The following is a 13,476-nucleotide window of genomic DNA, read 5'->3' on the forward strand; positions in this document are numbered from 1 at the left end:
GCCTGGACGTCACCGACAACAACTCCGCCAACGGCACCCGGACACAGATCTGGAGCTGCACCGGCGCCGCCAACCAGAAGTGGAACGCCCCCGCGGCCGGCGGCGGCACCCCCTCGGCGCCGATGGCGGTGGCGCCGTACCTGTACAACGGCTGGGGCAGCCCGCCCGACCCGACCACCATCACCCAGGCCACCGGCGTCAAGTGGTTCACGCTCGCCTTCGTGCTGAGCAACGGCTACTGCAACCCGCAGTGGGACGGCAGCCGTCCGCTGACCGGCGGAGTGGACCAGCAGACGGTCAACACCGTGCGGGCGAACGGCGGTGACGTCATCCCGTCGTTCGGCGGCTACAGCGGCAACAAGCTGGAGAGTTCCTGCTCCAGCGCCGGCGAGCTCGCCGCCGCCTACCAGAAGGTCATCAACGCCTACGGCCTGAAGGCGATCGACATCGACCTGGAGGCCGACGCCTACAGCAACGGCGCCGTCCAGCAGCGCACGGTCGACGCGTTGAAGACCGTGAAGGCCAACAACCCCGGTCTGAAGGTGTACGTCACCATCGGCACCGGGCAGAGCGGCCCCGACACCAGCCTCATCAACCGGGCCGCCGCCTCCGGGCTGACCGTCGACGCCTGGGCCATCATGCCGTTCGACTTCGGCGGCGCGGGCCAGAACATGGGCAACCTGACCGTGCAGGCGGCCGAGGGGCTGAAGAACGCGCTGAAGAACGCCTACCACTACAGCGACGACCAGGCCTACCGGGACATGGGCATCTCGTCGATGAACGGGATCACCGACCAGAACGAGACCGTCACGGTGGCCGACTTCCGCACCATCCTCGCCTACGCCCAGCAGCACCACCTGGCCCGGCTCACCTTCTGGTCCGCCAACCGGGACCGTCCCTGCACCGGCGGGCCCGCCGACAGCTGCTCCGGCGTCAGCCAGTCCGCCTGGGACTACACGCGGGTCTTCGCCGGCTACACCGGCTGACCTCCCTGGCCCCGGGACCGGCGGCGGACACCGCCAGGTCGGGCCGGGGCTCTCGCGGTGACCTCACGGGAGGCGATCGGCGCGCTCGGCGCCTCCCGTTCCCGGTTCTCCCGGCGCCTTCTGCGTGAACTCGTCCGCCGTGTCCCGGGACTGGTGCACCCGCCACAGCACCGTGCCCGCCGGGGTCACCCGGCGGCGGGGCCCCAGCTTCAGGTCGGTCATGGGGGAAGAACCCGCTCATCACTCCCCTCCGCCAGTTCGCGGGCCGCGCCGGTCAGCCGGTGGTCGGACCGCCGGCCGCGCAGCGCCGCGGGTGCCGCACAGCCGGCTGTTGCCGCTGCACCACCCAGGCCGCGGCTCCTCATGGGCCGATGTCCGCGAGCAGCAGGCGGTCGACCTCCAGGACGGCCCCGTACGGGGTGCCGTCGCCCTGTGCGAACTGCCTGGTGCCGGCCGGTTCACGACGTCGCCGGGCGCCGCACCCTTCGCCTCCGCCGCGAGGGGAGAACCGGCGAACGGCCCGCCGCCCCCGTAGGCCCCGGCCCGGACGTCAGGCCGCGCCGCCCGGTATCCAGCCCTGGCGGCGCAGCACGGCCGACACGTCCGGCGCCCGGTAGTGCTCCCCCTTGAGCACCTTGCCGTCGGCCCGGCGGGCGACCGTCCCGTCCGGGCCTCTCTTGCTCATGTTGGCGCGGTGGATCTCGGCGATCACCTCGTCGAGGTCGATGCCGTGCACCAGGGCCGTGCCGTAGGCCACGTACACGACGTCGGCCAGCTCGTGCGCGAGCCGGTCCAGCGGCCCCTCCACCGCGACCTCGGCGACCTCCGCGGCCTCCTCGGCGAGCAGTTCGCCGCGGTGAGCGGCCAGCTCCGGGTCCACCTCCGTCGGCGTGCTGCGGGCGTCGAGACCGAAGGCGTGGTGGAACTCGCGGACGAGGCGGGCGGGCGACGTGCTCACACGGTCGGCGGGCGAAGTGGTCATACGGCGACTCTAACGGCGGCCACTGACAACGCCCCTCGGTCCGTGCGGACGCCGCGGCATCCGCTCCCGGTCCCGGGTTGACCCCGGCCCTGGTCAGTGGAGCACGTCGCCTGGCAGGATCGCCGCATGTCCAAGGTGTTCCCCCGGCTCGGCAGGCGCCGAGCGCTGCAGGGCGCGGCCGTCGGTGCCGTCGCCCTCGCGCTGCTGCTGTGGTGGCTGCTGCCCTTGGGCGAGAAGCCGCCGAGCGGGACGATCGTGTTCAGCACCGGGACGCCCCGCGGGGTCTACCAGGAGTACGGCGAGCGGCTGCGCACCGAGCTGGGCAAGGACATGCCGGGCCTGAAGGTGAAGCTGCTCAACAGCGCCGGCTCCCAGGAGAACGTCCAGCGGGTGGCGACCGGGCAGGCCGACTTCACCATCGCGGCGGCCGACGCGGTGGCGACGTACGAGCTGCGGCACGGCAGCGGCGCCGGGCGGCTGCGCGGTGTGGCCCGGCTCTACGACGACTACGTGCACCTCATCCTCCCCCGCGACTCGGACGTCCGGAGCGTCGCCGACCTGCGGCACAAGCGGGTGGCGACCGGACTGCCCGATTCAGGGGTGCGGCTGATAGCCGACCGGGTGCTGCGGGCCGCCGGCATCGACCCGCGCAAGGACATCACGCCGGTCGCGGAAGGCATCGACACCGGACCCGCGCGGCTGCGGGACGGGAAGATCGACGCGTTCTTCTGGTCCGGTGGTCTGCCCACGAAGGGGCTGGTCTCGCTGGCACAGCAGGGCGGCTTCCGGTTCCTGCCGATCGACGACGCCCTCGTCGCCCGGCTGCACGGCCAGGGCGAGGGCGCACGCTACTACCGGACCACCAACATCCCCGAGTCGGCCTACCCGAACGTGCAGCAGGGAGCGCAGGTGCCGACGATCGCCGTGTCCAACCTGCTGATGACCCGCACGGACGTGGATCCCCGGCTGACCGAGTGGGTGACCCGTACGGTGATCAAGAGCCGGGACGGCATCGGCGCCCACGTCCACTCCGCCCAGCTGGTCGATCTGCGGACCGCCATCTACACCGACCCACTGCCCTTGCAGGAGGGCGCCCGTCGGTACTACCGCTCGGTGAAGCCATAAGGGCCTCTCGGTGAAGTCATGAAGGCGCCCGAGGGAAGCTGGGGCGGCAGTCCCGGAGCCGACGCCGGCCTTGGCGGAGTCTAGGAGGCGGCGTCCGTGGCGCCCCCGCCGGTCTCCGCGTGCCGGGGCACCCGTACCGTCACCCGCAGCCCCCGCGGCTCGTGGTGGGCGTAGTCGATCGAGCCGCCGCCCGCCGCGAGCAGCGCGCGGGTGATGGACAGGCCGAGGCCCGAGCCCTTCACGTTCTGGTGCCGGCCGCTGCGCCAGAAGCGGTCGCCCACGCGCGCCAGTTCCTCGTCGGTGAGGCCGGGGCCGGTGTCCGTGACGACGACGGTGGTGGTGTCGCCGTCGGTGGCGACGGTGACCTCGACCGTGCCGTCCTCGGGGGTGAACTTCACGGCGTTGTCGATCACCGCGTCCAGGGCGCTGGACAGGGCGATCGGGTCGGCCCAGCCGGTGGTGGGCGGGCAGTCGCCGGTCAGCCGGACGCCCTTGGTCCGGGCGGCCGGTGCCCAGGCGGCCACCCGTTCCTCGGCCAGCGCGCCGATGTCGGTCAGCACGAGGTTGGCCTCGGCGTGCTCGGCCAGCGCCAGGTCGAGCAGGTCGTCCAGGACCTGCGCGAGACGCTTGCCCTCGGTGCGGACCGAGGCGATCTCCTCGTTGCCCTCGGGGAGTTCGAGGGCGAGCAGTTCGATGCGCAGCAGCAGCGCCGCGAGCGGGTTGCGCAGCTGGTGCGAGGCGTCGGCGACGAAGGCGCGCTGCTGCTCCAGCACGGCCTCGACGTTGTCCGCCATCTCGTTGAACGAGCGGGCCAGCCGTCTGAGTTCCGGCGGCCCGCCGGCGACCACGACCCGGGACTTCAGGCGTCCGGTGGCGATGTCGTGGGTGGTGGCGTCCAGGACCCGGACCGGCCTGAGCACCCAGCCGGTCAGCCTGAGCGCGGCGCCGACGGCGAGCAGCATGGCCGCGATCTCGCCGGCCCCGATGAACAGCCAGCCCCGCAGGATCCGGGAACGCAGTTGTCCGGTGGGCGAGTCGGTGACCACGACCGCGACGACGTCCCCGTCCCGGATCACCGGTGAGGCGACGACGAGCCGGCCGCGCTGCCAGGGCCACACCTGACGAGGGTCGTGGCTGCGCCGGCTGAGCTTCGCCTCGTCGAAGGCCCTGCGGACCTCCCCCGTCCGCGGTACGAACCAGTCACCGGGCGCGTTGGCCATGGCGTAGCCGTTGCGGTAGAAGACACCGGCGCGGATGCCGTAGACGCCGTAGTAGCTCTCCAGTTCGCTGCGCAGGGTCTCCCCGCGCTCGTCCGTGGTGGTGCGGTGGGGTCCGCTGGGCCCGTCGGTGACGAACTGGGCGAGTGCCGCGAAGCGTGCCGTGTCGTCGATCCGGTCGACGACGACCCGCTGCTGCTGTGCGGCGGCCACGCTGCCGGCGAGCGGGATGCCGAGGGCGAGCAGGACGGCCGCCAGCAGGACGATGAGCAGCGGCAGGAGGCGTGTGCGCACCCGTACCCGCTAGGCGGCCGGGGCGACGAGCCGGTAGCCGACGCCGCGTACGGTCTCGATCAGCGCGGGCATCCGCAGCTTGGCGCGCAGGGAGGCGACGTGCACCTCCAGGGTGCGGCCGGTCCCTTCCCAGCTGGTGCGCCAGACCTCGCTGATGATCTGCTCGCGCCGGAAGACCACGCCGGGCCGCTGGGCGAGCAGGGCGAGCAGATCGAACTCCTTGCGGGTCAGTTGGACGACCGAACCGTCCACGCTGACCTGGCGGGTGGGCAGTTCGATCCGGACCGGGCCGAGGAGCAAGGCGCTCTCGCCGCCGGTCGCCGGGTCCTCGTGGGCGGTGCGCCGGCTGACGGCGTGGATCCGGGCGAGCAGTTCCCCGGTGTCGTACGGCTTCACGACGTAGTCGTCGGCGCCCAGGTTGAGCCCGTGGATGCGGGAGCGGACGTCGGAGCGCGCGGTGACCATGATCACCGGGGTGGTGGTGCGCTTGCGGATCTTGCCGCAGACCTCGTAGCCGTCCTGGTCGGGCAGGCCGAGGTCGAGCAGGACGACACCGAAGCCGTTGCCCTCGGGGACGAGCGCCTGGAGGGCTTCTTCGCCGCTGCGCGCGTGGGTGACCTGGAAGCCGTGCTTCGCGAGGACGGCCGACAGCGCCGCGGCGACGTGGTTGTCGTCCTCGACGAGGAGCAGTCTCATTCCGGCCCCCTCCGGTTCAGCGGTCGTACGGTCTCGGTTCGCGTCGGGCTTGTAGATCACGCGTACGCGCGCGTGCACCATGGCAGTGACGCCGATGGACAAGGACGGCGTCAAGAGGGTTCGGGTTGCCCGTCGCTTCCGTTATCCGGCCGATACGCGCACCGGCGACAAGTGCTACGACTTGTGTCCGATTGCTATCGGATCGTGATGCTCAGATCTCCCTCAGATGTGATGACGCAGGTCACGCCCCTCACTACTGTCCTCGGAAACCCGAGGAGGACGGAGCCTGAGAGCGATGACCAATGTATCGGTGGCCAAGGAAGATGTGGCCACGTCCGACGAACTGGTCGTCCTGAGGAGCGTCAACAAGCACTTCGGCGCGTTGCACGTGCTCCAGGACATAGATCTGACGATCGCCCGCGGCGAGGTCGTCGTGGTCATCGGGCCCTCCGGGTCCGGAAAGTCGACCCTGTGCCGCACCATCAACCGCCTGGAGACGATCGACTCGGGCACGATCACGATCGACGGCAAGCCCCTGCCGCACGAGGGCCGCGAGCTGGCGCGACTGCGGGCGGACGTCGGCATGGTGTTCCAGTCGTTCAACCTCTTCGCGCACAAGACCGTGCTCGAGAACGTGATGCTGGGTCAGGTCAAGGTCCGCAAGGCGGACAAGAAGCAGGCCGAGGAGAAGGCCCGGGCCCTGCTGGACCGGGTCGGCGTGGGCACGCAGGCCGACAAGTACCCCGCCCAGCTCTCCGGCGGCCAGCAGCAGCGGGTCGCGATCGCGCGGGCGCTGGCGATGGGCCCGAAGGTCATGCTGTTCGACGAGCCGACCTCCGCCCTCGACCCCGAGATGATCAACGAGGTCCTGGAGGTCATGCAGCAGCTCGCGCGCGAGGGCATGACGATGATCGTGGTCACCCACGAGATGGGCTTCGCGCGATCGGCCGCGAACCGGGTGGTCTTCATGGCGGACGGCCGGATCGTCGAACAGGCCACGCCCGACCAGTTCTTCAGCAACCCGCGCAGCGACCGGGCCAAGGACTTCCTGTCCAAGATCCTGCACCACTGACGGCACCGCCGGGCCGCCCGGGTCGCACGCCCCGCCCGGTCCGCGTCATCCCTGCCTCAGGGACTCGTTCCTCACCACTCAGAAGGATGTTCACCATGAAGCTCCGCAAGGTCACCGCCGCCTCGGCCGTCCTCCTCGCCCTCTCCGTGACCGCCACCGCCTGCGGCGGCGACAAGAAGGACGACGGCGCCGGTTCCTCCGGCGGTGGCAAGAAGATCACCATCGGCATCAAGTTCGACCAGCCGGGCATCGGCCAGAAGACCCCGCAGGGTTACGCGGGCTTCGACGTGGACGTGGCCACCTATGTCGCCAAGAAGCTCGGTTACAACGCCGACCAGATCGAGTGGCGGGAGTCGAAGAGCGCGGACCGCGAGACGATGCTGAAGCGCGGTGACGTCGACTTCATCGCCGCCTCGTACTCGATCACCCCGGAGCGCCAGAAGCTGGTCGACTTCGCCGGGCCGTACCTGCTGGCCCACCAGGACGTGCTGGTCCGCGCGGACGACAGCAGCATCAAGTCGCCGGCCGACCTGAACAACAAGAAGCTGTGTTCCGTCACCGGCTCCACCTCGGCGCAGAACGTCAAGGAGAAGCTGGCCCCCAAGGCGCAGCTCCAGCAGTACCCGACGTACTCCGCGTGCCTGACCGGTCTGCAGAACAAGGTGATCGACGCCCTCACCACGGACGACTCGATCCTCGCCGGCTACGCCGCCCAGTCCCAGTTCAAGGGCAAGTTCAAGCTCGGCGGGCTGAAGATGACCAACGAGAACTACGGCATCGGCGTCAAGAAGGGCAGCGACCTCAAGGACAAGATCAACAAGGCGCTGGAGGCCATGGTCTCCGACGGTTCCTGGGATGCGGCCGTGAAGAAGAACTTCGGCCCGGCCGGCTACAAGAACGAGCCGGCTCCGAAGATCGGCGACATCAAGAGCTGAGGCAACGCCCGGTGGGTGCGCCGTCCGTGAGGGCGGCGCACCCGGGCATCCCTACACGCGAAAGCGCGGGAGATCGTGTTCGACTTTCTTGACGGTTACGACGTACTGGGCGCCTTCTGGACGACGGTGCAGCTGACGCTGCTGTCCGCCGTGGGCTCCCTGGTCTGGGGCACTCTGCTGGCCGCCATGCGGGTGGGTCCGGTACCGCTGATGCGCGGTTTCGGCACCGCCTACGTGAACATCGTGCGGAACATCCCGCTCACGGTGATCATCCTGTTCTCGTCGCTCGGCCTCTACCAGACGCTGAACATCACCCTCGCCGGGAAGGACACCGACACGATCAACTTCCGGCTCGCCGTGCTGGGTCTGATCGTCTACACGTCGGCCTTCGTGTGCGAGGCGATCCGGTCCGGCATCAACACGGTGCCGGTCGGCCAGGCGGAGGCAGCTCGGGCCATCGGCCTGAGCTTCTCCCAGGTGCTGTTCCTGGTCGTGCTGCCGCAGGCCTTCCGGGCGGCCGTCGGCCCGCTGACCAACGTCCTGATCGCCTTGACGAAGAACACGACCGTGGCGGCCGCGATCGGCGTCGCCGAGGCGGCCCTGCTCATGAAGGACATGGTCGAGAAGGAGGCCCAGCTGCTGCTGATCTCCGCGATCATCGCCTTCGGATTCTGCTGCCTGACCCTGCCGACCGGTCTGATCCTCGGCTGGGTGGGCAAGAAGGTGGCGGTGAAGCGATGAGCTCGGTCCTCTACGACGCCCAGGGACCGCGCGCCAAACGGCGCAACATCCTCTACACGGCGCTCTTCGTCGTCGCCTTCGCGGCCGTCCTGTGGTGGGTGTACTCCTCCCTGGACGAGAAGCACCAGCTGGACTGGGCGCTGTGGAAGCCGTTCTTCAGCGGCTCCGAGGCGTACACCACGTACATCTGGCCCGGCCTGCAGAACACCCTGAAGGCGGCGGCCCTGTCGATGGTCATCGCGCTGCCGCTGGGCGCCGTCCTCGGCATCGCCCGGCTCTCGGACCACATATGGGTACGGGGCCCGGCCACGGTCGTGGTCGAGTTCTTCCGGGCGATCCCCGTCCTGGTCCTGATGATCTTCGGCAACGAGCTGTACAGCCAGTACACCGACGTCAGTTCCGACGACCGTCCGCTGTACGCGGTCGTGACCGGCCTGGTGCTGTACAACGCGTCGGTGCTCGCCGAGATCGTCCGCGCGGGCATCCTCTCCCTGCCGAAGGGCCAGTCCGAGGCGGCCATGGCGATCGGCATGCGCAAGAACCAGGTGATGCGGCTCATCCTTCTGCCGCAGGCGGTCACCGCCATGCTTCCGGCGATCGTCAGCCAGCTCGTGGTCATCGTGAAGGACACCGCGCTCGGCGGCGCCGTCCTCACCTTCCCCGAACTGCTCGCCTCGGCGAACACGATGAGCGGCTACTACGGTGCGAACACCATCGCCTCCTTCACGGTGGTGGCCGTGATCTTCGTGGCCATCAACTTCTCGCTGACCTCGTTCGCGAGCTGGCTGGAGGGCCGGCTGCGACGCGGCAAGAAGTCGACCGGGGCGGTGCTCGGCGTCGACGAGACCGTGGGCATCCCCGGCCACGCGGGCACGGGAACCGCGGCCTGACGTCCTGTCAGACCCGAATGCCTCACCCGGGGGCAGTGGCATGATCGCCACTGCCCCCGGTCGCTTGACGCAAACTCTGCCAATGGGTTGCATACGTTGTGTGATCGTGCACCCCGCTTCACCTTCCTGTTCACTTGTCTCCGTCAAGGCATCGCCGCGAGCAGGGGGCGCCACACCGTGGACCCGGTGATCATCGTCGGAGCGGGGCCCGTCGGGCTCACGCTCGCCCTGGCGCTGGCGCGTCAGCAGGTGCCGTCCATCGTGCTGGACGAAGGGGTCGGCAAGGACGAGCCCCGTCCGGCGCGCACCGTCGTCCTGCGTGAGGACACGGCCGCCCTGCTGGAGCGGCTGACCGGGGTGGCGCTCGCGGAGCAGGGCGTGCGCTGGGCCGGCTGGCGGTCGGTCAGGCGCAAGCAGGTGATGAGCGAGATCACCTTCGCCGAGACCGAACCCGCGCCACTGCACATCGCCCAGCATGTGCTCACGGGCCTTCTGCGCGGGGCCATCGCGGCGGAGCCCCTGGTGAAGACGGCGGTGGAGAGCCGCCTGGACGCGATCGAGCAGGAGCGTTCCGGCGTCACCGCGCGCACCCGTGGCCCCGAGGGCACCTGGTGGCGCGGCAGTTACCTGGTCGGCTGCGACGGTGCCCGCTCGACCGTGCGCAAACTCCAGGACATCCGCTTCCCGGGCCGTACGGCGGTGGAGCGGCACGCGGTCGCCGCACTGCGCGCGGAACTTCCGTGGGAGGGTCACGCGTTGCTCCATCGGATGCCGCCGTGGCGGTCGTCCGGGCCCTCGGCCGGGGAGGTGACCGCCCGCCCCCTCCCGGACGGCGTGTGGCGCCTGGACTGGCTGCTGCCGCCGGGCAAGGACCTGGTCACACCCGAGATCCTGCTGGCCCGGATCCATGAGACCCTCACGGGCTGGACGGACAGCACCACACCGGTGTACGAGCTGCTCGACACCGGCGTCCACACGGTGCACCACCGCCTCGCCCGCCGGTGGCGCGCCGGCCGGGTCTTCCTCGCCGGGGACGCGGCCCATCTGCTCGGCGCGCTCGGCACCCAGGGGCTCGACGAGGGCCTCAGGGACGCCGACAACCTCGCCTGGAAGCTGGCCACGGCCTGGCACCACGGCCCGCACGAGGCCCTGCTGGACAGCTACCAGACCGAGCGGCGCGCGCTGGTCGCCGCCCGGCTGCGCGCCGCCGACCAGGCCCTGCCGGTGCTGCGCGGCGGGGGCGGGCTGCGCCACATCGTGCCGGGCGCGGCCCGCAACCACGACGCGCTGCTCACCGACGGCCATCTGGGCCGCGGCCCGCTGGGCGCGTCCGGCACGTACGCCGACTCGCCGCTCGCCCCCCGGGCGCTGGAAGGCGAGATCCCGGTCGGCACCCCGCCCGGCGCACCGGTCACCGACGTCCGGGTCACGGCGGAGGACGGCTCCTTCGTCCAGCTGCGCGACCGGCTAGGCCGTGGCGCGCTGCTCGTCGTGCTCATCGCGCCCGGTACGGGTGTCTGGGACCGCAAGCACTGGATGTCCGCCGGGGTGATGCCCCGGCTCGCGGCGGCCGTGACCGCGCTGCCGCACCCCGCCGAACTCCTGGTGGCCGAGAGTTACCCGGGCGCACCGGCGCACAGCGTGCTGCTCGTCCGTCCCGACGGCCACCTGGTCACCGCGCTGAGCGGAGTCCGCCCGGCCGACCTGTACGCGGCGGCCGAGGCCACGGTGGGGGGCGCGGCTCACACGCAGCAGACGGCACAGGAGGAGAGGGAGCAGGGCAGGAAGGCAGCGGCGGAGGCCGGCTCGGTCGCACGCTGACGGCAGACCCGCTCGTACACCGACGGCGGACCCCGGCGACGGCTCCCGTGCGCGCCGGCCGTGCTCCGTAGTGGCTCCCGTACGCGCCGACCACACCCCCTCGCACCCCCGTCCACAAGGTGACACTCGGTTGACCGCGGTGCGGCAGCAGTGCTGTACTCCGGATCGTGACCGACACCTGTGTGCGCCTGTGGCGGAGGGTCCATATGGACCTCGTCCGCTATGCGGGCTGCGTGTGTCGGCCGTCCTGCTGAATTCGCATCCTCTTTCCTTTCCGGGCGCCGTCGCGCGCCCGTTCCGCGAACGTTCCTCAGGACGGTGTACGTGTCTGTCCCCTCCCCTTCCCCTTCTCTGCCCTCGTCCGTCTCCCCTGCCGCCGATCCGGCGCCCACTCAGGCGGACCTCCTGGACTTCGTCCGGCGTACGGCGGCCGACGCCGAGCTGATCGCCTCCCTCCCGCTCGATCCGGAGGGGCGCACCTGGGTGCGGCTGCAGGGCCCCGGCGGCAGCGAGGCCTGGCTGATCGGCTGGCCGCCCGGTACCGGAACCGGCTGGCACGACCACGCCGACTCGGTCGGCGCCTTCCTCACCGCTTCGGGCCAGCTCACCGAGAACTCCCTCGCCGCCCGACTGCCCACCGACGGCTGGAAGACCCTGGAACTCACCGAGGGGGTGGACCGCGTACGCCGGCTGCCCGCCGGACAGGGCCGCGCCTTCGGCCGCCACCATGTGCACGAAGTACTCAACGAGTCCCGCGAGCGACACGCGATCTCCGTCCACGCCTACTACCCGCCGCTGCCCCGGATCCGCCGCTACAGTCGCACGGGCCAGGTGCTGCGCCTGGAGCAGGTCGAACGCCCGGAGGACTGGCAGTGAGCGGCACGATCGAGCAGCCGGGGAGCACGGGTGTGACGGCGGAACGGCCGCTGGGCATCGACGAGTTGCTGGAGCGCGTGCGTGCCGGCTACCGGCGCGTCGGGGCCCGGGAGGCGCACGAGGCGGCGCAGTCCGGTGACGCGCTCCTGGTCGACATCCGGTACGCGGCCCTGCGCGACCGGGACGGACTCATCCCCGGCGCCGTCGTGGTCGAGCGCAACGAACTGGAGTGGCGACTCGACCCCCAGGGCAGCCACCGCCTCCCTGAGGCCACCGGCCACGACCTGCGGGTCGTGGTGATCTGCAACGAGGGCTACGCCTCCAGCCTCGCCGTCGCCTCCCTCCACCAGCTGGGCCTGCACCGGGCGACGGACCTGGTGGGCGGCTTCCAGGCGTGGCGCGCGGAGGGCCTGCCGGTGAACCCGGCGACGCCCTGACCGGCACTGGACGCCCTGACCGGCACTGACCGGAAAACGGCACGCACGAACGCGCCCCGGCACGGCACTGGCGACGAGCGCGAGGAGGCCGGCGACCGCGACGACCCCGAGGTAGAGCAGCGGGGTGACCGCCGGGGCGGCCCGGCCCGTCATGCCGACGCTGAACGCGGTGAGCACGGCGAGGGCGATACCGCTGCCGACCGAGGTGGCGAGGAGCAGGACGCACAGCGATACCGGTGATCCGGTAGGTGCGCGGGGCCTGGGTGGACCGCACGGTGAGCCGGTCGCGAGCACCGCGGTGTCCCGGCGTCTTGCGGCGGGGGCCACCCGACCGTCCACGGCGGGGGTCAGTCCTACCCGGGAGTGCCCGACACCAGCCTCCGACGAACCGTCAGGAGCCGTCCCGAGGAGACGTCGGCCCCACCGTCCCGAGCAGCCGTCGCAACCCCTCCGTCCCGAGGAGCGCTCACGCCCCTCCGTCTCGGCGAAGCAGTCAGAAGCCCCTGTCCCGAGGACCCGTCAGAAGTCCCCGTCCCCGAGGAACTCCGTGTCCTCGCCCTCTTCCTCCAGGGCCTGGCGGACGACCCGAAGGGCCATGCCCTCGGGGTAGCCCTTGCGGGCGAGCATGCCCGCGAGCCGGCGGAGCCGCTTGTCCCGGTCGAGGCCACGGGTGGCCCGCAGTTTACGGGCGACGAGTTCCCGGGCGGTCGCCTCCTCCTGCTCGGAGTCGAGCTGGGCGACCGCGTCCTCGATCAACGCCGAGTCGACGCCCTTGGTGCGCAGTTCCCGGGCGAGCGCGCGGCGGGCGAGCCCCCGGCCATGGTGCCGGGACTCCACCCAGGCGTCCGCGAAGGCGCCGTCGTCGATGAGCCCGACCTCCTCGAACCGCGACAGCACCTCCTCGGCCACGTCCTCGGGGATCTCCCGTTTGCGCAGGGCGTCCGCGAGCTGCTTGCGGGTGCGCGGGGTCCCGGTGAGCAGGCGCAGGCAGATCGCCCGGGCCCGCTCGACCGGGTCCCCTGAAGACTCCCCCCGCTCGTCCCTCGCCGAGGAAGGGGCGCCTTCGTCCTCACCGGGCCCGGACGCGTCGCCGGACCCGCGCCGCCGGCCACGCCCCCGGCGACCGCTGCGCGCTCCTGTGCTCCGCCCGGACCCACGACCGCCGGGCGAACCGCCCCCGTACGGCTCGCCGCCCTCGTCCTCCAGGCCCGCAGCACCGCCGTCACCGTCGTAGCCGCCGGCCCCGGGGTGCGCGTCATGTCCGCCGTACGCGCCGAACCCGTCGCCCCGGTGTCCGTCGTCACCGTCCGGGGCGGAGTCCGGGTGGCCCCCGGTGCCCCTCCCCCGTGGGGCACCGGGGGTGGCGTACTCGTACTCGGCCCAGTCGGTTCGTCGTGTCACGGG

At 71.4% G+C, this 13,476-nt stretch carries 15 protein-coding genes and 1 pseudogene; 10 read left to right on the forward strand and 6 right to left on the reverse strand.

All coding sequences use genetic code 11. The features are described from left to right. The coding region (locus AB0L21_RS35565) for a glycosyl hydrolase family 18 protein (protein WP_365788323.1) at positions 1-986 on the forward strand (986 nt) is incomplete at its 5' end. Positions 987-1,049: 63 nt separating this feature from the next. On the opposite strand, the gene AB0L21_RS35570 is transcribed toward AB0L21_RS35565, so the two are convergent. Both AB0L21_RS35570 and AB0L21_RS35575 read right to left on the reverse strand, forming a co-directional pair. Then, positions 1,050-1,208 carry a hypothetical protein gene (locus AB0L21_RS35570; RefSeq protein ID WP_365788324.1) on the reverse strand — a complete coding sequence of 53 codons (159 nt, stop codon included), beginning with the start codon at positions 1,206-1,208 and terminating at the stop codon, positions 1,050-1,052. A 328-nt stretch (positions 1,209-1,536) separates the two neighbouring features. Beyond that, positions 1,537-1,944 (reverse strand): MazG nucleotide pyrophosphohydrolase domain-containing protein, encoded by a 408-nt coding sequence (locus AB0L21_RS35575; protein WP_365788344.1) that lies wholly within the window; start codon positions 1,942-1,944, stop codon positions 1,537-1,539. 150 nt (positions 1,945-2,094) lie between these two features. On the opposite strand from AB0L21_RS35575, the gene AB0L21_RS35580 reads away from it, so the two are divergent. Continuing rightward, on the forward strand, positions 2,095-3,093 hold the full coding sequence (locus AB0L21_RS35580) for a TAXI family TRAP transporter solute-binding subunit (RefSeq protein WP_365788325.1): 999 nt from the start codon (positions 2,095-2,097) through the stop codon (positions 3,091-3,093). Between the two features lie 80 nt (positions 3,094-3,173). Here the strand turns inward: AB0L21_RS35580 and AB0L21_RS35585 are convergent, their stop codons facing one another. Further along, positions 3,174-4,604 (reverse strand): HAMP domain-containing sensor histidine kinase, encoded by a 1,431-nt coding sequence (locus tag AB0L21_RS35585; RefSeq protein ID WP_365788326.1) that lies wholly within the window; start codon positions 4,602-4,604, stop codon positions 3,174-3,176. Positions 4,605-4,613: 9 nt separating this feature from the next. After that, positions 4,614-5,300 carry a response regulator transcription factor gene (locus AB0L21_RS35590; RefSeq protein WP_365709473.1) on the reverse strand — a complete coding sequence of 229 codons (687 nt, stop codon included), beginning with the start codon at positions 5,298-5,300 and terminating at the stop codon, positions 4,614-4,616. 295 nt (positions 5,301-5,595) lie between these two features. Between AB0L21_RS35590 and AB0L21_RS35595 the strand changes: the two genes are divergently transcribed. The 8 genes from AB0L21_RS35595 to AB0L21_RS35630 all read left to right on the forward strand — a co-directional run bounded on the left by AB0L21_RS35595 (position 5,596) and on the right by AB0L21_RS35630 (position 12,072). Further along, positions 5,596-6,372 carry an amino acid ABC transporter ATP-binding protein gene (locus AB0L21_RS35595; RefSeq protein WP_014675420.1) on the forward strand — a complete coding sequence of 259 codons (777 nt, stop codon included), beginning with the start codon at positions 5,596-5,598 and terminating at the stop codon, positions 6,370-6,372. Between the two features lie 95 nt (positions 6,373-6,467). Continuing rightward, positions 6,468-7,307 (forward strand): glutamate ABC transporter substrate-binding protein, encoded by an 840-nt coding sequence (locus AB0L21_RS35600; protein WP_365788327.1) that lies wholly within the window; start codon positions 6,468-6,470, stop codon positions 7,305-7,307. Between the two features lie 75 nt (positions 7,308-7,382). Further along, complete coding sequence (locus tag AB0L21_RS35605) at positions 7,383-8,048, forward strand: amino acid ABC transporter permease (protein ID WP_359273383.1); 666 nt, start codon at positions 7,383-7,385, stop codon at positions 8,046-8,048. Continuing rightward, positions 8,045-8,938, forward strand: a complete 894-nt coding sequence (locus AB0L21_RS35610) for an amino acid ABC transporter permease (protein ID WP_365788328.1) — start codon at positions 8,045-8,047, stop codon at positions 8,936-8,938. The genes AB0L21_RS35605 and AB0L21_RS35610 overlap by 4 nt, the downstream gene beginning before the upstream one ends. 177 nt (positions 8,939-9,115) lie before the next feature. Continuing rightward, positions 9,116-10,759 (forward strand): FAD-dependent monooxygenase, encoded by a 1,644-nt coding sequence (locus AB0L21_RS35615; protein ID WP_365788329.1) that lies wholly within the window; start codon positions 9,116-9,118, stop codon positions 10,757-10,759. A 182-nt stretch (positions 10,760-10,941) separates the two neighbouring features. Then, positions 10,942-11,013, forward strand: a complete 72-nt coding sequence (locus AB0L21_RS35620) for a putative leader peptide (RefSeq protein ID WP_309544753.1) — start codon at positions 10,942-10,944, stop codon at positions 11,011-11,013. A 70-nt stretch (positions 11,014-11,083) separates the two neighbouring features. Then, positions 11,084-11,635: a cysteine dioxygenase gene (locus AB0L21_RS35625; RefSeq protein WP_365709482.1), complete on the forward strand. Its 552-nt coding sequence runs from the start codon at positions 11,084-11,086 to the stop codon at positions 11,633-11,635. Continuing rightward, positions 11,632-12,072 (forward strand): rhodanese-like domain-containing protein, encoded by a 441-nt coding sequence (locus AB0L21_RS35630; protein WP_365788330.1) that lies wholly within the window; start codon positions 11,632-11,634, stop codon positions 12,070-12,072. The genes AB0L21_RS35625 and AB0L21_RS35630 overlap by 4 nt, the downstream gene beginning before the upstream one ends. 48 nt (positions 12,073-12,120) lie before the next feature. On the opposite strand, the pseudogene AB0L21_RS35635 reads toward AB0L21_RS35630, so the two are convergent. Together AB0L21_RS35635 and recX are read right to left on the reverse strand one after the other, a co-directional pair. Then, positions 12,121-12,303: pseudogene (locus AB0L21_RS35635) on the reverse strand (hypothetical protein); the annotation flags it as partial. 288 nt (positions 12,304-12,591) lie between these two features. After that, positions 12,592-13,473: a recombination regulator RecX gene (gene recX / locus AB0L21_RS35640; protein WP_365788331.1), complete on the reverse strand. Its 882-nt coding sequence runs from the start codon at positions 13,471-13,473 to the stop codon at positions 12,592-12,594. Positions 13,474-13,476 lie beyond the last annotated feature (3 nt).

Origin of the sequence: Streptomyces sp. NPDC052721 (assembly GCF_040678315.1) — a bacterium.
Taxonomy (GTDB): domain Bacteria; phylum Actinomycetota; class Actinomycetes; order Streptomycetales; family Streptomycetaceae; genus Streptomyces.